Genomic DNA, 20,651 nt, shown 5'->3' on the forward strand with positions numbered 1-20,651 from the left:
ATCGCCGTTGCGGTGGTGGGGGCTCCGTGGTTCGCTGGACCGGACAGATGGGGGACTCAGTGATCTCGACGACGCCGGACCCGGGGAACCCGTGGCCGCGCGACATGCTCCTCACGATCGAGAACGGCGCGCAGACGCTGCTCGATCTGCTCTGGGTCCGAGAGGCGTGGGCGCTCGACCCGGTCGGTGAGGATCTCCCGCCGGTGCTCGTCGACACGCCGGATCGGGAGACTGGCGGATCCGGAGCCGATCGCGCGAGGTGGTCGGTGGCGTGGCCCGCGCTGTGGCGCGCATGCCTCGCCCATGCCGGTTCGCAGCCTGATCCGCGAGCGATCGAACGGTTGCACGATCCGTCGATCCCGCAGTCCGAGCGTGGTGCGCTGCTGGAACTGGTGTCCGGGCCGTCGTGGCGGGACGAGTTCGGTGATGCCGCGTTCACCGGGCGGTACGACGAGTGGACATCGGCACGGTTCAACGAGATCACTTCGCCGGAGGTCTTGCGACGGTCACCGGAACGCGAGCGTCTCGAGCAGCTCGTCCCAGCGTGGCGAGCGGGGTTGACGACGATCGTCGAGATCCCGTGCCGGGGGACGTTCACCCGACGGGTGGGACCACACGGTCTCCTCGTGACCGCCGAGACCAGGAGCGATCCTGACGGCTACGCGGCAGCGCTCAGCTCGTTCGCGTGATCACCGGCCGCGGGCTGCCCGGGCTCGCGCCTTGATCGCGGTGATCACCTCGGTCTTGGCATCGGCGTAGTCGTTCATGTCGTCCCACTGCCGGTCGAGCAGCGCGCGCTTCGTCCCGGCGTAGAGCGCCCGGTCCGCAGCGTCGTCGCGCAGGTGGTCGCGCAGGAGCCGGTACTCGTCGACCGCGGGCGCACCATGCTCGTAGACGTGCACATGGGCATCCCGAGCCGGCGTGCGCACGAGCCGATGCCCGGGTTCACGGACGCGGAGCTCGTAGCCGGCGGCCAGGAGCTGGTCGAGGTAGTCCTCCTCGGCGGTGATGTCCTCGACCGTGACCAGCACGTCGATGATGGGCTTCGCCGCGAGGCCTGGCACCGCAGTGGAACCGATGTGTTCGATCCCCCTCTCCGGCCCGGGCAGGACCTGTCGGATGCGCCGCTCGTGCTCGCGGTAGCGGTCGGCCCAAGCGGGGTCTGCGTCGTGGAGGGAGACCTCGATCGCCTCCGGCCCGCCGACGATCTCGACGGTCGTCACGTCCGGTCGGCGTCGAGCTCGTCGGGCGGTCACGCCACCCGCTCCCAACCCGTCGGGAGGGCGACCGGGGTGCTGTCCCTCGGCAACCAGGCCTCCCACTCGGCGTCGAACGGCCACGACCGTGTGGACGCTGCATCGCGGGCAGCCTCGCCCGCCGCCCGGATGCTCGTGGCGCGCTCCGCGGACCAGAACCCCGACGACTCCAGGAACGCGAGTTCGTCGACGTCCTTGAACGAGACCTGCCAGCCGTCGGCCGCCTGCCGCGCGACGACGTCCAGCGTCCAGTCCTGCGTGTCGAACCCGACGTCCGATCGGACCCACGGCGTCTCGAGGTTCACGTACCAGTCCGGCTCCCACTGCACGCCGTCGTGCCAGCGCCACACGGACCACGGCATGGCTCGCTGGTGCACCCGGACCACGGTGGATCCGAACCACGTCGCTTCCCGGTACGAACCGTCCCAGTCGTCGGGCAGCACGAGTCGTCCGTTCGGGCCGCTGCCGACCCCTGCGCGGTTGCGGACCTCGGAGTCGGGTGTCGTGGCGACGACTGAGAACTCGTCCGAGTCCACGACGACGGTTCCGGCGACGGTGAACCCGACGGCGCGGCCGTGGTGCCCGTACTCGTTGATGCTCCTGAGGGCGACCGGTGTCCCTGGTTCGAATCGACCCGCGTCGTCGCGGGGTGCTCGTGCGGTGTCCATCGCGTTCGAGCATGCCATGTCGACGGGCTCGGTACGCTGACGCGATGACGACGACGTCCGAGGTCCTGGTGCTGTCGGGAGCGGCCGGCGCCGGAAAGTCCACAGCGTGCGTGGCCATCGCCGGACGGGTCCCCGGTGCGTGCGCCATCGACGGCGACACGCTCTCGTCGGCTCGGCGCGCGTGGGACTACGACGAGTACTGGGCCTTCACGATGCGCGTCTGCGCTGATGTGCTCCGGAACGGGCTCGTCCCCGTCATCTGCGGGATCGGGATGCCGGGGCAGGTGTTCCCCGCCGCCGACGCCGCCGGGCTCCGCGTGGACATGCTCGCGCTCGTGTGCGACCCGGACACGATCCGCCACCGTGTCGCCGAGCGCGGGTACGGCGGCGCGTGGCAGCACCCCGAGAAGCACGTCGCCGTCGATCGCGAGCTCCGCGACGCCGCGGCACGGGCGCCGCACCGGTTCGCGACCTTCGACACGTCGCTCCACGGCATCGACGAGACGGCGGACGCGACGGTCGAGTGGGTGTCCGCCGCTGTCGTTCGCTGCGCCGCGGCCGCAGTCCGCTGATCCGGGAGCCCCGGCCCACGAGAGCGGGCCGGTACCGACTGGCTAGGGTGGTCGGGTGAACGCTCAGGGCCGACCGACTCGACCACGAGGCGACGAACGCCGCCGTCAGATCCTCGACGTCGCGCTGCGGTTGTTCGCCGAGCGGGGCTTCACCGACGTGAGCGTCGCCGACGTCGCGGGAGAGGTCGGCATCACGACGGCCGGGCTCCTACACCACTTCGGGACGAAGAACGCCCTGCTCATCGCGGTGCTGCAGGAACGCGAGACCCGCAACGGACAGGTGGACGAGTCCCTGCGGGCCGAGGGCAAGGACTGGCTCGAGACGTTCGTCGGCCGGCTCGAACAGAACGAGGACCACCCGGCGCTCGTGCAGCTGTTCGCGCTGCTGTCCGCGGAGAGCATCACGCGCGACCACCCGGGTCACGACTGGTTCGTCGAGCGCTACCGCGCGCTGGCCGAGACGTCATCGCACGAGATGGACCGGCTCCTCGATCCAGCGAAGCTGCCGCAGGGTGTGACCGCGACGACCGTCAGTCAGTGGCTGGTCGGACTGGCGGACGGACTCCGGCTGCAGCAACTCCTCAACCCCGGCTCGGTCGACCGGATCGAGTCGGTGCGCGCCTTCGTCGGCATGCTCGAGCAGTACCGACGGGATGACCTCGCTTGACTTACTAAGTACTTAGTAGGTTAGAGTCACGGCATGCGAGCCGTGATGGTGCTGTTCGACAGCCTGAACCGCAAGTTCCTCCCGCCCTACGGGGCCGACTGGGTGCACGCACCCAACTTCGAGCGTCTGGCACGCCAGACGGTGCGGTTCGACAACTGCTACGCGGGCAGCATGCCGTGCATGCCCGCCCGGCGCGAGTTGCATACCGGCCGCCCGAACTTCCTGCACCGGTCCTGGGGGCCGCTGGAGCCGTTCGACGACTCCGTACCCGCGATGCTCTCCGACGCCGGTGTGTACACGCACCTCGTCACGGACCACCCGCACTACTGGGAGGACGGGGGAGCGACGTACCACAACCGCTTCGACACGTTCGAGTTCTTCCGCGGGCAGGAGGGGGACGCGTGGAAGGGGCACGTCGCCGAGCCCGAGGTCCCGGCGAGCACCCGGCGCGTCCGTCACGCGCTCTGGCGGCAGGACCTGGTGAACCGGCAGTACCTGCAGGACGAGGCCGACCATCCCCAGACACGCACCGTCGACGCCGGCCTGGAGTTCATGGCGACGAACCGTGACGAGGACTCGTGGATGGTGCAGATCGAGTGCTTCGACCCGCACGAGCCGTACTTCTCGTACCGCGAGTACCGCCGTCACTACGGCTCGCTCGACGAACCCGGCTCCGCGACGGTCGACTGGCCCGACTACAAGCGCGCGGACGAGACACCCGAGGTGATCGAGCGGACCCGGGAGGAGTATGCGGCGCTGTTGTCGATGTGCGACGCGTCCCTCGGCCGGGTGCTCGACCGCTTCGACGAGGAAGGTCTCTGGGAGGACACCTTGCTCATGGTGTGCACCGACCACGGCTTCCTGCTCGGTGAGCACGGCTGGTGGGGCAAGAACATCCAGCCCTGGTACGACGAGAACATCCACACGCCGTTGTTCCTCTGGGACCCGGTGTCCCGCGCCGCCGGGACCGCCACCGATGCCCTCGTCCAGACGATCGACCTCGGCCCGACGCTGCTCGACCTCTTCGGCGTCGACCGGACCGAGCGCATGCAGGGCCGCTCCATCCTGCCGATCGTCCGCGCGAGCGCAGACCGCGCGGATGCCGACCGAGACGACTCGGTCCGCATCACCGCGATGTTCGGCTCGTTCGGCGGCCACGTGAACATCACCGACGGCCGGTACGTCTACATGCGTGCCGCCGCCGCCGAGAACGCTCCGCTCCACGAACACACCCTCATGCCGACCCACATGAACTCGCGCTTCACCCCGGCCGAGCTGCGCGACGCCGAACTCGTCCCGCCGTTCGACTTCACCCGGGGTGTGCCGGTCCTCCGTGTCCCCGGCTCGGCGTTCGGCGACCCGTCGTCCTTCGGGACCGTCCTGTTCGACCTCGCGACCGACCCGGAGCAGGAGCACCCCGTCATCGACGACGCGCTCGAGCTCCGCATGGTCGGGTTGCTGCTCGACGCCATGCGCGCAAACGACGCCCCGCCGTCGCAGTACGAACGCCTCGGCCTGCCGCAGGCGGGCCCTGCCGACGGTTCGCACCTGCTCGCCCGCGCCCAGCTCGAGCGGTACCGTGCCGCACTCGAGCCGATCCCGGCGGCTGGCGAGTTCCCGACGGACCGGCCGAGTGTGCGCACCCCGATCACGAGCCTCCTGTCCGTCCCGCAGGCGCGTGCCGTCCTGGAGGACGCGCTCGGCCCGGTCGTCGGCCAGCTCGCCGCCCAGACCGGCTCGTCGACCCTGCTCGACCTCGCCCCGTTCACCCCGGCGCTCCGCGCCGCCGCGATCCGGCGCATCGACGCGCGCCTCGCGGCGATCTCCTGACCGGCAGCCGAACCACCCAGGGCCCCGGCCCGACACCACCCGACCCCAGCACCAGGTATCTCGACGAGGAGTTCCGATGGCACAGCAGGCACCACACGCCGCCACCCCGACCGACGCACCAGCGACACCGCCGTCCGTCATCGTCCCGAAACGGTGGCGCCGACTCGCTGCCGTCGTCGCCCCGCTCTGGGCCGACAACAACGAGGGCAGCATCCTCAGCACCCTCGCGCCGGTCATCATCGCGGCGATCTCCCTGCCGCTCGCCGCTGTCGGCGTCCTGACATCGATCGCGAAGTTCATCAGCATCGTCTTCGGCCCGTTCTGGGCGTTCGTGGCCCGGAAGACGAACCGGAAGGCGACGTTCGTCATCACGACCGCCATCACCGGTGTGCTCACGGCGCTGACCGGCCTGGCGCAGAACTACGCGCACATCATCCTGTTCTACGGCCTGTCCGCGGTGTTCATCGCGGCAGCGCTGCCGATCGTGAGTGAGATCACGACCGACCTCTTCGACGAGAAGAGCCGCGGCCGTGCCTCCGGGTACACCTGGGGAGCGATCTCGTTGCTCGGCTCGATCGCGGGTCCGCTCATCGGGCAGCTCGCGAACGTGCACGACGGGTGGCGCTACGGCTTCTTCAGCTGGGGCGGCCTGACCATCGTCGCTTCGCTCGTGCTCCTGTTCTGCTTCACGGACCCCGGCCTCGGCGCGAGCGAGCCGACGACGGCGATGATGACCGTCGAGCAGCGCGCCGAGAACGAGCGCATCACGTGGGCGAAGGTGCGACGGATGTTCGGGATCCCGACGTTCACGCTCATGCTCGTCCAGCGCCTCATCTCCGGGCATCTGCTGATCGGGTCGTTCGGCATCCTCTTCCTCGTGCAGACGTACGGCTTCAGCACGGCCGTCGCAGCGGTCGTCACCCTGCCGTTCGGTCTCGGCTACCTCGTCGGGACGTTCGGCGGCGGCATCGTGACGGACGCCCTCCAACGGCGGTTCCCGCGTGCGGGCCGGATCGCCGTGCTGCAGTTCGCGCAGCTCGGGTTCGCGGTCGCCTCGCTGATCGCGACGCAGTTCGACTGGGGCACGATCTGGGTGTTCGCCGGCCTGTGGTCGGTGATGGGGTTCATGCAGGGCCTGAACCCCGGTGTGAACCGGCCGATCGTCGCGTCCGTCGTGCCGCCGGAGCTCCGCGGTGCCGCGTTCGCGCTCATGCTCTCCGTGTTCGAGGGGCTCGCCTACGCGCTCTTCAACCTCTCGGCGGGGTTCCTGGCCGAGGCGATCGGCCTGAAGGCGGTCATGTTCTGGATCCCCGGGGTCTTGATGCTGGTGAACGCGGCGTTCGTGACGCTGCTCTACCGGACCTACCCACGGGACGTGGACCGGCTCGATGCGCTCCTGCAGGCGCGCACCGGTTCGGTGGCGACCCACTAGCGGACCGGAGGCTCGGTGCCAGCCGACACCGAGCCTCCCGTCCGGCTCCTGGCTGCGCCGGGTCCGTAGGCTGCGGTCCCATGGACGACGACGTCACGCTCCTCCGGTACCGCTACCCGGACGGTCGGCTGCAGGCCGCGTTCCCACGCCGACGGGTCGAGGAGACCGCCGATCGACTCGTCGGGTGGTTGCCGGTCGGGTCGGAGATCGCGTACTGGTCGACCGAGGCCGGCGACGATCCCCGAGTGGTCCCGCTGGCGGAGCGGTTCCGGCAGCGGCTCGGGTACTCGCGCCGGAACTGGACCGGGTGGAACCGGAGGTCTCGGACGCGGTCGTGGTTCTCGGACAGCAGCACGTGGCCGTCACGAACCGGGAGTCCGACGGCGATGTTCCGGATGGACGACATCGTCCCACCCTGTCAGCGCATCCGCGGTCTCGCTAGGGTCGTGCCATGGCGGAGACCGGCGCGTTCGTGTTCCTGCACTTGTCGAACCGCACGGTCGACCGGGCGTGGCCGGTCGCGTCCGGGCTGCCGGACGAGCGGTTCGCGCGGATGCCCGGCTACGACTCCGAGTCGGCCGCGGCCGTACCGTTCGACCAGGACGCATGGGAGTCACGGCTCCTCCGGGCTTGCCCAGACGGCGCCGTCGTCGTCGCGCACTCGTTCGGTGGGCCGGTCGCGATGCGCGCGGCAGCCCGCCGTCCCGATCTGGTGCGGGCGCTCGTGCTGTTCGAGCCGGCGGCGTACGCACTCGCGCGTGGGACCCCCGCGGTGGAGGACCACATCCGACGGGTGCAGCCCGTGCTCGACCGTGCCAGGTCGCTCGATGCCGCCAGCTTCGCGGTGGCCTTCGGGAACGCGGTGTCGGGCCGGTCCGACGCGTCTGCGCCGACCACGTCCGTGGGTCTGCTCGCGGCCGAACGGCAGCGCATGCTCCCCGGCCCGTGGACGCTCGACACCCCAGAGCACACGGGTGTCCCGACGCTCGTCGTCACCGGTGGGTGGAACGACGAGTACGAGACGATCGCCGCGCACGTCGACGGGGCGGTGCACGTGGTCCTCGCCGGCCACGGACACCGCCCGCAGGATCACCAGCACGCCCCGCGGGTCGTGCTCGACTTCGTGCGAGCGGTTTCGCCTCGGTAGCCTGGCGCGATGCCGATCATCCCCGATGCCGTGCCCGCCGACGTCGAGTGGGAGCGCCTGGTCGACGCGCTCTGGGCCGACGAAGCCGTCGATGCCGAGTCCCGCGTCGCCCTGATGCGCGAGCTCGCCGGCTCCGCACCGCACCCCGCGCTCGGCGCGTTCGAGCTCGGCGGCGCCTACGACTCCTCCGGGCACGAGGCCGAGGCAGCCGAGCAGTACGCCGCCGCGGCCGACGCCGGCCTGGCGGAGGTCGACCCGGATCGCGCAGCCCGGATGGTCGTGCAGTACGCGTCGACCCTCCGCAACCTCGGCCGGCTCGACGACGCCATCGCGATGCTGCGGGACGCTCCCGAGCACGAGTCGACCGGCACGGCACCGCGGGTGTTCCTGGCGCTCGCGCTGCACAGCGCCGGCCGCCACGACGAGGCCCTCCGCGTCGTGATCGAGGCGATCGAGCCGACGCTCCCGCGCTACAACCGGTCCGTCCGCGCGTACGCGGCGGCCCTGACGGACCACTAGTCGACGGACCACTAGTCGACGGACGGGAGGCTCGGTGCGGGCCGGTGGGGAGCCTCCAGTCCTTTTCATCGCGACCGGTTCAGGGCCGTTGGTCACCCTGGTCTGGTGGGGTCCAGACGGGCTCCGGGCCGACGGCCGCCGCGATGCGGCGGCTGATCATACCGAGCTGCCGGACCTGCGCGCTGGTGAGGGCGCCGAAGACGACCTCGTCGACGAGCGCGCGGTGGCCGGGGGTGGCCTGCGCGACGGCGGCGTGCCCGTCGTCCGCGAGCACGGCCAGGGTGAACCGGCCGTCGCCCGGGTCGGGTCGCCGGTGCACCCAGCCCTTGCCCTCGAGCCGGGTGACGGCGCGGGACAGCCGTGACAGCGTGCAGCTGGCGTACCCGGCGAGGATGCTCATCCGGAGGGTCCGGTCGGGGGCGGTGTCGAGGGCGTACAGCACGCCGTACTCGAAGTGCGTGAGCCCGCTGTCCCGTTGCAGCTGCGCGTCGAGCGCGGTGGGGAGGCGTTCGAGGACGGTGGCGAACGCGGCCCACACGGCCTGGTCATGGTCCATGACTCGATAGTACTTGCTCAGGCAAGTGAACCTCGCTACGTTGACTTGCCTGAGCAAGTCAACGACGGGAGTGACATGGACATGCAGCTGCGCGGCAGGACGGCCTTCGTGAGCGGGTCGACGGGCGGGATCGGGTTCGCCGTGGCGTCCGCGTTGAGCGCCGAGGGCGTCCGGGTCATCGTGAACGGACGGTCTGCGACGCGCGTCGACGCGGCGGTCGACCGCCTGCGTGCCGCGTGGGCGGACTCGTCGCCTCGCGGGATCGTCGCGGACTTCGGGGACCCGGCGTCGGTGCAGCGACTGCTCGCGGAACTCGGCGAGGTCGAAGTCCTCGTCAACAACGTCGGCCTGTTCGGGCTCACGGCGTTCCCGGACATCGACGACGACGAGTGGCAGCGGTACTTCGACGTGAACGTGATGAGCGGCGTGCGGCTGTCCCGGCACCTGCTCCCCGGCATGCTCGCGCGGGGCCGGGGTCGCATCGTGTTCATCAGCAGCGAGTCCGGTGTCGCCGTGCCGGCCGACATGGTCCACTACGGCACCACGAAGGCAGCGATGATCGCGCTCGCGAACGGCTTGGCGAAGACCACGCGGGGGACCGGGGTGACCGTGAACACCGTGCTCGGCGGCCCGACCTACTCGGACGGCGTCGCGAGCGCGGTCGAGGGGATCGCTTCGTCGCAAGGGGCCGCGGTCGACGAGGTGAAGGCCGCCGTCATCGCGCAGAACCGCACCACGCTGCTCGAGCGGTTCATCGAGCCGTCCGAGATCGCCGACATGGTCACCTACCTGGCGAGCCCGCGGTCGTCGGCGACGAACGGTGCAGCACTCCGGGTCGACGGTGGGGTGCTCACGACGACCCTCTAGTCGTATGGTTGCTGCGTGTCGATCGTCAGGGTGCACAACTTCGCCATCTCGCTGGACGGCTACGGCGCGGGTGCCGGCCAGTCGCTCGAGCAGCCGTTCGGCCATGCCGACGGACGGCTCATGCAGTGGTTCTTCGGGACGCAGACGTTCCGCGCGATGCAGGGGGCGTCGGGCGGGAGCACCGACCTCGACGACCGGTTCGCGCGCACGTGGGGCGACGGCATCGGGGTCGAGATCATGGGCCGGAACAAGTTCGGACCTGTCCGTGGGCCCTGGCCGGACGAGTCGTGGACGGGCTGGTGGGGCGAGGACCCGCCGTTCCACACCCCGGTCTTCGTGCTGACGCACCACCCCCGGGAACCGCTGTCGATGGCGGGCGGGACGACGTTCCACTTCATCGACGCGAGCCCGGGCGAGGCACTCGCACAGGCACGCGCTGCGGCGCCCGGGCTGGACGTGCGGATCGGGGGCGGCGTCGAGACGGTCCGAGCGTTCCTCGCAGCGGACCTCATCGACCGCATGCACGTCGTCATCGTCCCGATCGTGCTCGGACGGGGCGAGCGGCTCTGGGACGGTCTCGAGGGACTCGAGGACCGGTTCACGATCGAGGCGACCCCGTCGCCGTCCGGTGTCGTCCACCTGACCTTCGAGCGCCGGGAGATCACCCCCGCCGGGTGAACCGTGTCGTCGTGCGCCGGCGGATCCTCGGCGCATGGAGACGTGTCGTGGACCGGGAGTGGTCGCTCGCATCGGCGCCTGGATGCAGGTCGGTGTGGGGATCGGGGTCGGCTTCGGCGCGCTCGCGACACCGGGGTCGTCGGCGACGGCTCCGTCGGTGGTGGTGGGCATCGCCCTGATCCTGATGAGCGCGTGGAGTGTCGTCCTCGGCAACGCGGGTCGGCGCTCGGGCGCGTCCCTCGCACGGCGGGTGCTCCTGGCGACGAGCGGGTTCGTGGTGCTCGGCGTGGGGATCTGGTCGATCGTCGCCCCGGCACCGACGCCGGACGCGCTCGTGACCCGCACCGGTCTCGCGTTCGCTGCGGCCGCCGTCGGGTACGCGGTCGTCGCCGCGACCGTGGCCGACCGGGGGAGCCGCTGGAGCTGGGGCGTCCTCGCCGTCGCGCTGGCGGCGTTCGGGCTCGTGCTCGGGGCCGGCCCGGTCGTGGTCGACCAGTCGGCGCTCGTCGTGATCGCAGCCGTCTTCGTCGAGCTGAGCCTGGTCACCGCTGCCGCGATGCTGATCGCAGGCACACCGGCTGACTCGCCCGATCGGGGTGGTGTCGCGGGCGGTGACCCGGGATAGACCTTGGTCGAACGGTCGGTGACCGAATCCCCGACCGCCAACGGAAGGAACGCACCATGGCCGATCTCATCGTGATCTCGTTCACCGACGACGCCGACGCGGTCGCCGCGTACGAGGAAGTCCAACAACTGCAGAGCGACCTCGTGGTCGAACTCGCCGGACTCGCCCTCGTCCACCGCGACGAGAAGGGCAAGACCCACGTCGAGACTCCCGGGCCGGCCGGCAAGGTCGGTGCGGGAGCCGCTGGAGGTGCGCTGTTCGGTACCCTCCTCGGCCTGCTCTTCTTCGTGCCGTTCTTCGGTCTCGTGATCGGTGGTGCGCTCGGCGCGCTCTTCGCCGGCCTCGACAAGACGGGGATCAACGCGGAGTTCCGCGAGCGCGTGAAGAGCGCGGTCGCCGACGGGCGGTCCGCCGTGGTCGTGTACGCGACGAAGATCACCGAGGACAAGTTCGGTGAGGCGTTGTCCCGCTTCGGCGGCACGGTCGTGCAGACCTCGCTGTCCGAGGCCGATGAGCACGAGCTCGCGCACGACATGGCCGGCAAGGACTGACCGGCACCACCCACGGAAGGGCCGAGAGCATGGGCGCGTTGATCCTGGGACTCATCGCGCCCGTGCTCGGCATCCTGCTCAGCCCCCTCGCGATCATGGCGCTCGTCGCCGAACTGCTCTCCCGGCGGTTCCGGGCGAACGGCATCGCCTACCTGATCGGGTGGGCGCTCGCCCTGATCGTCATCACCGGCGTGTCCGTCGCGGTCTTCACCGCGATCGACTTCTCCCCGCGCACCGATGCGCCGACCTGGGCCGCGATCGTGCGGCTCGTCATCGCCGTCGGCCTGATCCTCGCAGCGGTGTGGGTGTTCCGGCGCGGGGGCCGTGACCTCGAGAGGATGTCGACGGCGGAGACGCCGCGGGAGGTCGCCGACGCCGCACCGCAGCTGCCCGGCTGGCTGCAGAAGGTGAGCGAGTTCACCCCGGCGCGGTCACTGGCCCTCGGGTTCGGCATCTTCGCGATCAACCCGGTGGACGCGTCCTGCGCGATCATCGCAGGCCTCGACATCGCGGGCGCTCCGGTGTCGTTCGGCGCCGGTGCGGTGGTCGCCGTCGGGTTCGTCGCCCTGGGGATCGCACCGATCGCGGTGCCGGTGTGCTTCGTGCTCGCCCGGGGTGACGCCGCCGCGCCCCTGCTGAACCGCCTGCGGGCGTGGATCGGCGGGCACGCCAACGTCCTGAACGCCGCACTCGTCCTCGTGATCGGGGCCCCGCAGTTGCAGAAGGCCGTGTCAGCACTCATCAACTGAAGGGAACCCCCATGGGCTTCGCACCGCTCGTCGGCGAACTCCTGCCACAGGCAGTGACGATCGCCATCAGTCCGCTCCCGATCATCGCCGCGATCCTCCTCCTGCTCTCACCACGAGCGCGTTCGGTCGCGAGTGCGTTCCTGGTCGGTTGGGTGCTCGGCATCGCCGTCGCGGTGACGGTGTTCACGCTGGTGGCCTCGTCGATCCCGGCGGCGGACCCGGACGCGGCGAAGCCGGTCGCCGGCGTCGTGAAGATCGTCCTGGGTGTCCTCCTCGGCCTACTCGGCGTCGGTCAGTGGCGGAAGCGTCCCGCTCCGGGGACGACCGCGGCGCCGCCGAAGTGGATGGGCGCCATCGACTGGCTCCGCCCCGTGCAGGCGGCCGGTCTCGCGTTCCTGCTGGCCGCGGTCAACCCGAAGAACCTCATGATGGCGGTGGCGGCCGGTACGACCGTCGGGACCGCTGGGGCCAGCGCGGCTGCGAGCACCTGGGCGATCGTCCTGTTCGTGGTCTTGGCGTCGCTCAGCATCGCGATCCCGGTCCTCGGGTTCCTGGTCGCCGGCGACCGGGTGTCCGGTGCGTTGGGGACACTCCGGGACTGGCTGACGGCGAACAACGCCACGATCATGACGGTGCTGCTCCTGGTGATCGGCGTGACGACGATCGGCAAGGGCATCGCGGCGTTCTGACCGCACGACGACGGCGCGGTCCCTCCTCCGGGAGGGACCGCGCCGTCGTCGTGCGGTCAGCGGTCGTGTCGGAGTTCGGCGATCTCCAGGCCGAGGTCCGCGATCCGCGCGAGGAGCGTGTGCAGTTCGGTCTGGTCGTGGAGCTCCCCGAAGAGCAGGGTCTCCGCCGGGCCGATCTGCACCAGGTCGAACTCGGGGAAGGCCGCGGCCAACGTGTCGGACCAGGCGTACGGCAGACGGATCTCGTAGCGGCTCATCGTCTGCCCTCCTCCTCGTCCTTCACGTGGTCGCGGTCGCATCCCGGTGTCTCCGCGCTGCTCAGTCGCGGGCCATCGCGGCGGCGAGGTGTGCCTCGAGGTCGACGTACACGTCGTCCGCGATGTCGAACACCACCTTGTGGATCGTCCCGTCGTGGAACGCGAATCGGTCGCCCGCGTAGGCCGAGGTCACGGCGTCACCGCTGTCGTACCCGATGCACAGGCCCTCGCCGCAGAGCGAGAAGTGCCCGAGGACGGTGCGGATCGGGATCTCACCGACCTGCTCGTCGTCGATGAAGAGCGCCAGCGGTCCGACGCCCTCGCGGTACTGCCCCATCGACTCCTTCGTGAACGAGACGCCGACCAGGTGTCTGCCGGACGTCGGCGCCGGCGCCTGCACGAGGTCCTCCGGTGGGATGCCGAGGAAGTTGTAGACGTAGCTGAGCTGGCCGTCCTTGACGTACAGGGCATGCCCGCCGAAGCGTGATCCGTTCGCGAACACGACTCCCTCGGTGTCCGGGGTGAAGTCGATGTCCGCGACGATCTTGTACGAGACGCCGTGCACGTTGGCTGCCGAACGCTCCGGCACCTCGGTCGTGCCGGGGTAGTACGTGTACTGGCCCGTCGGCGGCACCGGGACCTTGAACTCCATGTTGACGAACGTCTCGAAGTCCTTCGGGTTCCCGATGATCTGCAGGTCGTTGAGGGGCAGGACCTTGCCCGCCTTCGCCTCCTCGAACCACAGCGCGACGAGCTCCTCGACCTTCTCCGGGTGCTCGTCGGCGAGGTCGTGGACCTCGGCACGATCGACGTCGGTGTGGAAGAGCTGCCAGCGGTCGTTCTCGAACCCGCTCGTCCCCGCCATCGGACCGTGCTCCGTGACGGCCTTCCAACCGTCGTGCCAGATCCCGCGGTTGCCGAGCATCTCGTAGTACTGCGTGTGCTTCTCGGTCGGGGCATCCGCCGAGTCGAAGCTGTACCGCATGGAGACGCCGTCGAGCGGGTTCTGCTGCACGCCCGCGTAGGTGTCCGGGAACGTCACGCCGCACGCGTCGAGGATCGTCGGCACGATGTCGGTCGAGTGGTGGTACTGGTTCCTGACCTCACCACGGGACGCGATGCCCGCCGGCCACGAGATCACCAGCGGGTCGCAGATCCCGCCCTGGTACACGTACCGCTTGAACATCCGGTAGGGCGTCGAGAACGCCATCGCCCAGCCGGTCGGGTAGTGATTGTAGGTGTCAGGGCTGCCGAGCTGGTCGACCATCGTCAGGTTCTGCGCGAGGTCGTCCGGGTACCCGCCGAAGACCTTCCCCTCGTTGACCGAGCCGTTCGGGCTGCCCTCGCCTGATGCACCGTTGTCGGCGCAGTAGATCACGATGGTGTTGTCGAGTTGCCCGGATTCCTCGAGGTAGTCCACGATGCGGCCGACCTGTGCGTCGGTGTACTCCGAGAACCCGGCGAACACCTCGGCCATGCGGCAGAACATCGCCCGCTCCTCGTCGGAGAGCGTGTCCCAAGGCCGGACCTCGTCCGCCTCCGAGAAGGTCCCGGGAGGCATCGGGTTCTCATCGGTGAGCTGCGTGCCCTCCGGCAGCAGTCCTCGCTCGATCATCCGGGGGAGCACCCACTCGCGGTAGGCCTCGTACCCGTCGTCGAAGGCGCCCTTGTACTTGTCGATGTACTCCTGCGGCGCGTGGTGCGGGGCGTGGTTCGCGCCCGGGCAGAACCAGAGGTACCAGGGCTTGTCCGGCTCCGTCTGCTTGGTGTCGCGGATCATCTTCAGCGCCTGGTCCGCCAGGTCCTTGGACAGGTGGTAGCCGTCCTCGGGCAGGTACGGCTGGTCGATGTAGTGGTTGTCCTCGGCGAGCGACGGGTACCAGTTGTTGGTCTCGCCCCCGATGAAGCCGTAGAACCGGTCGTAGCCCTGCGCGAGCGGCCAGTTCTTCTTCGACGCACCAGCGGTCCACTCGTCGATCGGCACGTTGTGGTTCTTACCGACCCAGAACGTCGACCACCCGGCGTCGCGGAGGACGTTCGCCATCGTCGCGTTCTCCGGGGGGATGTGCGAGTTGTACCCGGGGAAGCCGGTCGACGACTCCGAGATGGTCGCGAAGCCGTTCGAGTGGTGGTTCCGTCCGGTGAGCAGCGTGGAGCGGGTGGGGGAGCACAGCGCCGTCGTGTGCCACTGCGAGTACGTGAGTCCGTTCGCCGCGAGTCGCTCCATCGTCGGCATCTGGATCCGGCCGCCGTACGGCGACCACGCCGCCTGCCCGGTGTCGTCGTAGAGGACGACGAGGACGTTCGGTGCGCCCTGCGGCGCCTTGGGCGGGATGAAGGCATCCCAGTCCGAGACCGAGTCCCTGACGTCGAGTTCGATCTTCCCGGAGAACCGCTCTGTCATGATCTGCTCCTGTTCGGTCGTTCGGCACCAGGATCCGTTCGCGCCGCCGACCCGCACACGCCCACATCGGGTGAGATCGCCGGTGCCGGTCGGGTCAGCCGATCTCGTCGGTCAGCGCCGTGAGGAACCGCGGCGGGTCGGACGACACCGAGCACGTGAGTCCGGCGTGACCGATCTCCTCGGCGACGGCGCGGACCACGTCCGAGCGGGCGTTCTCGCGGTCGTCGTAGGTCGACCAGAACCGGATGGTCAGATCGGTCCACGCCGGCGTGACCGTCCGCAGGAAGACCTCGGGGGACGCACCGTGCAACCCGGTCGTGCCGTCGACGGCCCGCACGATCGCCGGACAGAGGCGGTCGAGGTCGGCGACGGCGTGGACCCGCGCCCTGACCTCGCTCCGGACCGACCCGGACTCCGTCGCGTTCACGAGGCAGCCCTCGAGGAGCATCGTGTTGGGGACCCGGATCATCCGGCCGTCCGACGACCGCAGCAGGACCGAGCGTCCGGTGAGCTCGACGATTCGCCCGCTGGCATCTCCGACCTCGATCGCATCGCCGATGCGGACCGGCCGCCGTGCCTGGATGACCAGCCCGGCGCCGAAGTTGGCGGCGATCCCGCGGAGTGCCAGGAACGCGACCGCGGCGATGATGATGACGGCGGCGAGCACCGGCTGGAGGGGCGCGCCGAGGACCGTCAGGACGATGCCGATCGTCAGCAGCAGGATCGCGTACCGCACCAGTCGGGCGACCAGGTTCGTGCCGCTCGGGCCGAGCCCGCTCCACTTCGACAGCGCCGCGGTCACCCCGCGCCGCGCCCAGACGGAGACGAACCAGCCGCACACCAGCACGATGACGGCCAGCACGACGTCCCACGCACCGAACGACGAGCGCTGCAGCAGACCGTTCACGAGATCCTGCATGACCGGAAAGTAGGCCAGGGTCGACCGGCCCCGCTCGCCCCGACGGGGTGATCTGCGATGCCGTGCCGCATTCTTCGAGGTTCCTTGGGAGTGGTCGGGAACAGTCGCCGGCATGATGCTCCCGCTCGCGATCCCGCTGTTCGACGCCTCCTCGCTGCTCCACTCCTTCGGGCCGTGGGTGCTGCTCGGCATCGGCATTGTCGTCTTCGTCGAGTCCGGGGTGCTGTTCCCGTTCCTGCCGGGCGACTCGTTGCTCGTGACCGCCGCGATCCTGGCGACGCCGCTCGGCATCGCGCCGTGGCAGATCATCGCGGTCGGGATCCTCGCCGCGGTCGCCGGGGACCAGGTCGGGTACTGGCTCGGTCGGGAGTTCGGCCGGCGGTTGTTCCGGGACGACGCGCGGCTGCTCAAGACGTCGCACCTCCGCGAGGCCGAGGCCTTCTTCACGAAGTACGGGGCACTGTCCCTGGTGCTCGGTCGTTTCGTACCCGTCGTGCGCACGTACGTCCCGCTCGCCGCGGGCACCGCCGACCTGCACTGGCGCCGGTTCACGCTCTGGAACGTCGTCGGTGCGGCGACCTGGGTGGTCGTCATGACGATGGTCGGCTTGCTCCTCGGCGGCATCTCGTTCGTCGCCGACCACATCGACGTCCTCGCGATCGTGATCGTCGTGGTCTCGGTCCTCCCCGTGCTGATCGGGGCGCTCCGCACACGGCAGAAGCGTCGCGCTGCGGCGCGGCGGGAGCGCGCGTCGCGGGACGAGCAGCGGGTGATCGGGTGACAAGACCGATTGCGTCACCCTGTTGCGGACGGGAGGCTCGGTGCCGGCTGGCGCCCTGCCTCCCGTCCGCACGTGGCCGCGTTCCGGACGCGACCCGCCGCGCTCAGGCCAGGAACAGGATCCGCGGCGCGATGCCGCGGATCCACACCGCCCGGACGAACGGCGCGACGCCGAGGGCCCAGACGACCGACGCCAGGACGTCCGTCGGGAAGTGGACCCCGTCGACGAGCAGCGAGCAGAGGACGACGAGGACGACGAGCGGTGCGGCGACGCGGACGGCCCCGGCGGCCCGGGTGTCGGCGAGCAGCAGCACGACCGCGACGGCCGCGGCCACGACGAACACGGAGTGTCCGCTCGGGTAGGACGCATCGACCTGCGCGGGGGAGAACGGGTGGGGAAGGTGCAGCGCGTCGGGGCGGGCGCGGTGGACGACGAGCTTCACGACCGCTGACGGCAACCAGGTGCCGGCGATCACGACGGCGAACGCGGCTGCGGGCCGCACGTCGCGACGGGCGGTCCAGATCACAGCGGTCGCGACGACGGTCAGCAGGATCGCTGGCACAGGGCTGAACAGTTCGTAGACGGTGTTCGTCACCACGCCGACGAACCCGGTGTGCAGCGCGTTGAACCAGATCACCACCGGCAGGTCGGCACTGTTGTCGTGGAGCGCCATCCCGGCGACGAGCACGGCGATGACGGCTGCTGCCGCGACGATGCCGGTGCGGGCGACGGAGGCAGGACGGAGGATGCCGGTACGCGTCCGCTCGGAGCGGCGCGGGCGGGTCGGTTGCTGGGTCACTCGATGATCGTCGTCTCGCGTTTCCCAGACGGCTCCAAGAACCCGGATCGCATTCGTCGCTCTCCGCCGTCATGGTGTCGATGTCCGGTGTGCGGGCGACGGACGTCGTCGTCAGCGCGCCGACGGCAGCGTGAGCAGGAACGTCGTCCCGGCCGGCCCGGTCTCCTGCACCCGGACGGTACCGCCGTGCCGGACGGCGATCTCCCGCACGAGCGCCAGGCCGATGCCGTAGCCGGTCCGTCGGACCGGCGCACCGCCCGGCGTGCTGGTCGGTGCGCCGGCCGACCGGGCGGCCGGCTTGGGTGCGGCGCCGACGTTCGGCGTCCCGTGGGCAAAGCGGTCGAACACGCGCGACGGGTCGACGCCTCTGATCCCGCCACCGTGGTCGGTGACGCTGATGTCCACCCACCGGCCGCGTTCCCGGACGCCGACCTGGACGACGCTGTCCGCCGGTGCATGACCGACCGCGTTGTCGACGAGCGCGACGATGCACCGGCGGAGCGGCACAGCGGGGACCGTCACGCTCGCGTCGGTCGGTGCGTGCTCGATGCGGATGCCGTGGTCCCCGGCCAGGACCTGCAGGTCGCTGATCGCCGCGTCGAGTTCGACACCGACGCGTGTTGAGCTGGTCTCCCAGTCGTCCGTGGAGGTCGCCGCCTGCAGCAGGTCGTTCACGATGTCGACGAGCGCTCGGGTGTCGTCACGCAGCGCGTCGACGACGTCGCGGTTCGGGTCGTCCGCCGGCGTCTTCCGGCTGAGTTGCTGGACTCGGGCGTCCATGACGGTGAGCGGGGTCCGGAGCTCGTGGCTGGCGTCCGCGACGAACGTGCGCTGCAGACGGAGCGCCTCGCCGATCGGGACGACGGCCCGGCGCGCGATGACCCACGTCGCGACCCCGGCCAGGAGCACGGCACCGGCCCCGATCACCGCGAGGGCGACGACGAGTTCGTCGCTGTCGACGACGATCCGCGTGGCGTTCTCGGCGTGCTGTTCCAGTTCTTCACGAGGGGTCGACTGCCAGAGGACGAAGGCCAGCACCAGCCCGATGATGAGCACGACGAGCCCGGCGGAGACCGCGGCCACCTGCCAGCCGATCCGGATCGCCGACCGTCGGACGGCGGTGCGGTCGGGGTCGTGGTCCGGACCGGTCCGGCGTGGCCACGGCCCGCTCACGGCGACCCGATCCGGTAGCCGACGCCGCGGATCGTCGTGATGAGCTCACGGTCGGTCTTCCGGCGGATGTAGTGCACGTAGGTGTCGACCGTGCCCTCGACCTCGCTCGCGCCGAACACGCTGGACAGGATCTGTGACCTGGAGAACGCCGTCGTCGGTGCCTTGGCGAGCAGCTCGAGCAGGGCGTTCTCGCGGTCGGTCAGCTGGATCCGGCCGGAGTACGGCGAGTACACGGTCGCCGTCGCCGGGTAGAACGTCCACTCGCCGATCGGCACGGGGTCACCCTCGGACGAGAAGTCACGCGTGAGTGCCCGGAGCCGTGCGGAGAGCTCGTCGAACTCGAACGGCTTGACGAGGTAGTCGTTCGCGCCGGCGTCGAGACCCGACACCCGGTCGTCGAGGGTGCCGAGCGCGGTGAGCATGAGCACCGGGGTCGCATTGCGACGGGCTCGGAGCCTGGCGACGACCTCGGCGCCGTCGATCCCCGGCAGGCGACGGTCGAGCACCATCACGGCGAACATCCGCTCCGCCGCCAGACGGAGCGCGTCTTCTCCGGTGGTGACGAGCGTCACGTCCCAGTCCTCACCGAGGACGTCGGCGACGATGGGTCCGAGTCGCGGGTCGTCCTCGACGAGCAGCAGTCGAGACGCGGTCGTCACGTGGCCTCCGGAGGGTCGATGTCTTCCACAGGTTGCCACACGCGCCGATCACGATGTGCTGTCGGCACGTGGCAAGGTCGACTCATGATCGAGTGGAGCGCCGTCGTGTGGACGCTGGTCGGCGTGCTCGTCCTCGTCGCCGTCGCGACGACGGTCCTGCTCGCCACCCGTGCGCCCTCGCCGTGGGCGCCTGCGCTGGCGGTGCTCCGTGGGACCGCGCAACTCGCCGCGATCAGCCTGGTCCTCGCCGGTGTCATCCGCGACCCGGTCTGGATCGCGATCGCCCTGGTGGTGATGTTCAGTGTCGCGGCGACGACGTCGGCCCGTCGGCTCGGCGCGTTCCGGCAGCGCATCGGGCAGGTCGCGCTCGCGATGGTGGCTGGCGTCGTCGTGTCGCTCGGTGTCGTGTTCGCCACCGGCGCGGTCGCGTTCACACCGCGCTACGTGCTCGCGGTCGGCGGGATCGTGATCGGCAACGCGATGACCATCGCGACGCTCTCCGGTCGGCGGTTCGTCGAACTCGCCGACGACCGGTGGGACGAGGTCGAGGGGTGGCTCGCGCTCGGGGCGACCCCACGGCGGTCGACGGCGGACCTCGTGCGCCGCGCGGTCCACGCCGCGATGGTCCCGACGACCGACCAGACCAGGACGACGGGCCTCGTCACGCTGCCCGGTGCGTTCGTCGGTGCGATCTTCGGTGGGGTGTCACCGCTCGATGCCGGCCGCTTCCAGATCGTCGTGCTCGCGGCGATCATCGCTGCCGGGGCGATCGTCGCGACGGTGCTCACGGCCTTCCTCGCACCCGTCAGGACCCGGCCGGCGCCACTCGACTGACCGCCGACGGCATGGACGG

Annotated in this window: 25 protein-coding genes; 15 read left to right on the forward strand and 10 right to left on the reverse strand. The window is 70.4% G+C overall.

Annotation, left to right across the window (positions count from 1 at the left end; all coding sequences use genetic code 11):
* The first annotated feature begins 47 nt into the window (after positions 1–47).
* The gene (locus tag AAEP80_RS11830) at positions 48–689 is read left to right on the forward strand and encodes a hypothetical protein (RefSeq protein WP_420364550.1); all 642 of its coding nucleotides are present in this window, start codon (positions 48–50) and stop codon (positions 687–689) included.
* Here AAEP80_RS11830 and AAEP80_RS11835 read toward each other — a convergent pair whose 3' ends face one another.
* Both AAEP80_RS11835 and AAEP80_RS11840 read right to left on the reverse strand, forming a co-directional pair.
* Positions 690–1,256: a GrpB family protein gene (locus AAEP80_RS11835; RefSeq protein WP_420364551.1), complete on the reverse strand. Its 567-nt coding sequence runs from the start codon at positions 1,254–1,256 to the stop codon at positions 690–692.
* Positions 1,253–1,924: a DUF402 domain-containing protein gene (locus AAEP80_RS11840; RefSeq protein ID WP_420364552.1), complete on the reverse strand. Its 672-nt coding sequence runs from the start codon at positions 1,922–1,924 to the stop codon at positions 1,253–1,255. The genes AAEP80_RS11835 and AAEP80_RS11840 overlap by 4 nt, the downstream gene beginning before the upstream one ends.
* A gap of 44 nt (positions 1,925–1,968) precedes the next feature.
* Here AAEP80_RS11840 and AAEP80_RS11845 point away from each other — a divergent pair, with 44 nt between their 5' ends.
* From AAEP80_RS11845 to AAEP80_RS11860, 4 genes are all read left to right on the forward strand, one after another.
* Positions 1,969–2,496 (forward strand): hypothetical protein, encoded by a 528-nt coding sequence (locus AAEP80_RS11845; protein WP_420364553.1) that lies wholly within the window; start codon positions 1,969–1,971, stop codon positions 2,494–2,496.
* A gap of 55 nt (positions 2,497–2,551) precedes the next feature.
* Complete coding sequence (locus tag AAEP80_RS11850) at positions 2,552–3,163, forward strand: TetR/AcrR family transcriptional regulator (protein WP_420364554.1); 612 nt, start codon at positions 2,552–2,554, stop codon at positions 3,161–3,163.
* Between the two features lie 33 nt (positions 3,164–3,196).
* Entirely contained in the window at positions 3,197–4,993 is a 1,797-nt protein-coding gene (locus AAEP80_RS11855) for a sulfatase (RefSeq protein ID WP_420364555.1), read from the forward strand.
* 76 nt (positions 4,994–5,069) lie between these two features.
* Entirely contained in the window at positions 5,070–6,425 is a 1,356-nt protein-coding gene (locus tag AAEP80_RS11860; RefSeq protein ID WP_420364556.1) for an MFS transporter, read from the forward strand.
* Between the two features lie 112 nt (positions 6,426–6,537).
* On the opposite strand, the gene AAEP80_RS11865 is transcribed toward AAEP80_RS11860, so the two are convergent.
* A complete protein-coding gene (locus tag AAEP80_RS11865; protein WP_420364557.1) occupies positions 6,538–6,831 on the reverse strand; it encodes a hypothetical protein in 294 nt (97 codons plus the stop codon).
* Between the two features lie 45 nt (positions 6,832–6,876).
* Between AAEP80_RS11865 and AAEP80_RS11870 the strand changes: the two genes are divergently transcribed.
* A complete protein-coding gene (locus AAEP80_RS11870; RefSeq protein WP_420364558.1) occupies positions 6,877–7,572 on the forward strand; it encodes an alpha/beta fold hydrolase in 696 nt (231 codons plus the stop codon).
* Between the two features lie 9 nt (positions 7,573–7,581).
* Positions 7,582–8,091, forward strand: a complete 510-nt coding sequence (locus AAEP80_RS11875) for a tetratricopeptide repeat protein (protein WP_420364559.1) — start codon at positions 7,582–7,584, stop codon at positions 8,089–8,091.
* Positions 8,092–8,170: 79 nt separating this feature from the next.
* Here AAEP80_RS11875 and AAEP80_RS11880 read toward each other — a convergent pair whose 3' ends face one another.
* The gene (locus AAEP80_RS11880; protein ID WP_420364560.1) at positions 8,171–8,647 is read right to left on the reverse strand and encodes a MarR family winged helix-turn-helix transcriptional regulator; all 477 of its coding nucleotides are present in this window, start codon (positions 8,645–8,647) and stop codon (positions 8,171–8,173) included.
* Between the two features lie 75 nt (positions 8,648–8,722).
* Between AAEP80_RS11880 and AAEP80_RS11885 the strand changes: the two genes are divergently transcribed.
* From AAEP80_RS11885 to AAEP80_RS11910, 6 genes are read left to right on the forward strand one after another with little or no spacing between them, the layout of a single operon-like run.
* A complete protein-coding gene (locus tag AAEP80_RS11885; RefSeq protein ID WP_420364561.1) occupies positions 8,723–9,514 on the forward strand; it encodes an SDR family NAD(P)-dependent oxidoreductase in 792 nt (263 codons plus the stop codon).
* A 15-nt stretch (positions 9,515–9,529) separates the two neighbouring features.
* Positions 9,530–10,192 (forward strand): dihydrofolate reductase family protein, encoded by a 663-nt coding sequence (locus AAEP80_RS11890; protein ID WP_420364562.1) that lies wholly within the window; start codon positions 9,530–9,532, stop codon positions 10,190–10,192.
* 34 nt (positions 10,193–10,226) lie between these two features.
* A complete protein-coding gene (locus tag AAEP80_RS11895) occupies positions 10,227–10,817 on the forward strand; it encodes a hypothetical protein (protein WP_420364563.1) in 591 nt (196 codons plus the stop codon).
* Between the two features lie 56 nt (positions 10,818–10,873).
* The gene (locus AAEP80_RS11900) at positions 10,874–11,368 is read left to right on the forward strand and encodes a DUF1269 domain-containing protein (RefSeq protein WP_281264455.1); all 495 of its coding nucleotides are present in this window, start codon (positions 10,874–10,876) and stop codon (positions 11,366–11,368) included.
* Positions 11,369–11,397: 29 nt separating this feature from the next.
* Entirely contained in the window at positions 11,398–12,117 is a 720-nt protein-coding gene (locus tag AAEP80_RS11905; protein ID WP_420364564.1) for a GAP family protein, read from the forward strand.
* An 11-nt stretch (positions 12,118–12,128) separates the two neighbouring features.
* Positions 12,129–12,806 carry a GAP family protein gene (locus tag AAEP80_RS11910; protein ID WP_420364565.1) on the forward strand — a complete coding sequence of 226 codons (678 nt, stop codon included), beginning with the start codon at positions 12,129–12,131 and terminating at the stop codon, positions 12,804–12,806.
* A 56-nt stretch (positions 12,807–12,862) separates the two neighbouring features.
* On the opposite strand, the gene AAEP80_RS11915 is transcribed toward AAEP80_RS11910, so the two are convergent.
* The 3 genes from AAEP80_RS11915 to AAEP80_RS11925 form a co-directional block, all read right to left on the reverse strand.
* On the reverse strand, positions 12,863–13,063 hold the full coding sequence (locus tag AAEP80_RS11915) for a hypothetical protein (RefSeq protein WP_420364566.1): 201 nt from the start codon (positions 13,061–13,063) through the stop codon (positions 12,863–12,865).
* Positions 13,064–13,124: 61 nt separating this feature from the next.
* Positions 13,125–15,467 carry an arylsulfatase gene (locus AAEP80_RS11920; protein WP_420364567.1) on the reverse strand — a complete coding sequence of 781 codons (2,343 nt, stop codon included), beginning with the start codon at positions 15,465–15,467 and terminating at the stop codon, positions 13,125–13,127.
* 94 nt (positions 15,468–15,561) lie between these two features.
* Positions 15,562–16,386 carry a mechanosensitive ion channel family protein gene (locus AAEP80_RS11925; protein ID WP_420364568.1) on the reverse strand — a complete coding sequence of 275 codons (825 nt, stop codon included), beginning with the start codon at positions 16,384–16,386 and terminating at the stop codon, positions 15,562–15,564.
* Between the two features lie 115 nt (positions 16,387–16,501).
* Between AAEP80_RS11925 and AAEP80_RS11930 the strand changes: the two genes are divergently transcribed.
* Positions 16,502–17,167: a DedA family protein gene (locus AAEP80_RS11930; protein WP_420366861.1), complete on the forward strand. Its 666-nt coding sequence runs from the start codon at positions 16,502–16,504 to the stop codon at positions 17,165–17,167.
* A gap of 103 nt (positions 17,168–17,270) precedes the next feature.
* Here AAEP80_RS11930 and AAEP80_RS11935 read toward each other — a convergent pair whose 3' ends face one another.
* From AAEP80_RS11935 to AAEP80_RS11945, 3 genes are all read right to left on the reverse strand, one after another.
* On the reverse strand, positions 17,271–17,966 hold the full coding sequence (locus AAEP80_RS11935; RefSeq protein WP_420364569.1) for a phosphatase PAP2 family protein: 696 nt from the start codon (positions 17,964–17,966) through the stop codon (positions 17,271–17,273).
* Positions 17,967–18,077: 111 nt separating this feature from the next.
* Positions 18,078–19,139: a sensor histidine kinase gene (locus tag AAEP80_RS11940; protein WP_420364570.1), complete on the reverse strand. Its 1,062-nt coding sequence runs from the start codon at positions 19,137–19,139 to the stop codon at positions 18,078–18,080.
* A complete protein-coding gene (locus AAEP80_RS11945) occupies positions 19,136–19,798 on the reverse strand; it encodes a response regulator transcription factor (protein ID WP_420364571.1) in 663 nt (220 codons plus the stop codon). Before AAEP80_RS11945 ends, AAEP80_RS11940 begins: the two co-directional genes overlap by 4 nt.
* Positions 19,799–19,882: 84 nt before the next feature.
* Between AAEP80_RS11945 and AAEP80_RS11950 the strand changes: the two genes are divergently transcribed.
* Positions 19,883–20,632: an ABC transporter permease gene (locus AAEP80_RS11950; protein ID WP_420364572.1), complete on the forward strand. Its 750-nt coding sequence runs from the start codon at positions 19,883–19,885 to the stop codon at positions 20,630–20,632.
* Positions 20,633–20,651 lie beyond the last annotated feature (19 nt).

Origin of the sequence: Curtobacterium sp. L3-7, from assembly GCF_048756585.1 — a bacterium.
Classification (GTDB): domain Bacteria; phylum Actinomycetota; class Actinomycetes; order Actinomycetales; family Microbacteriaceae; genus Curtobacterium.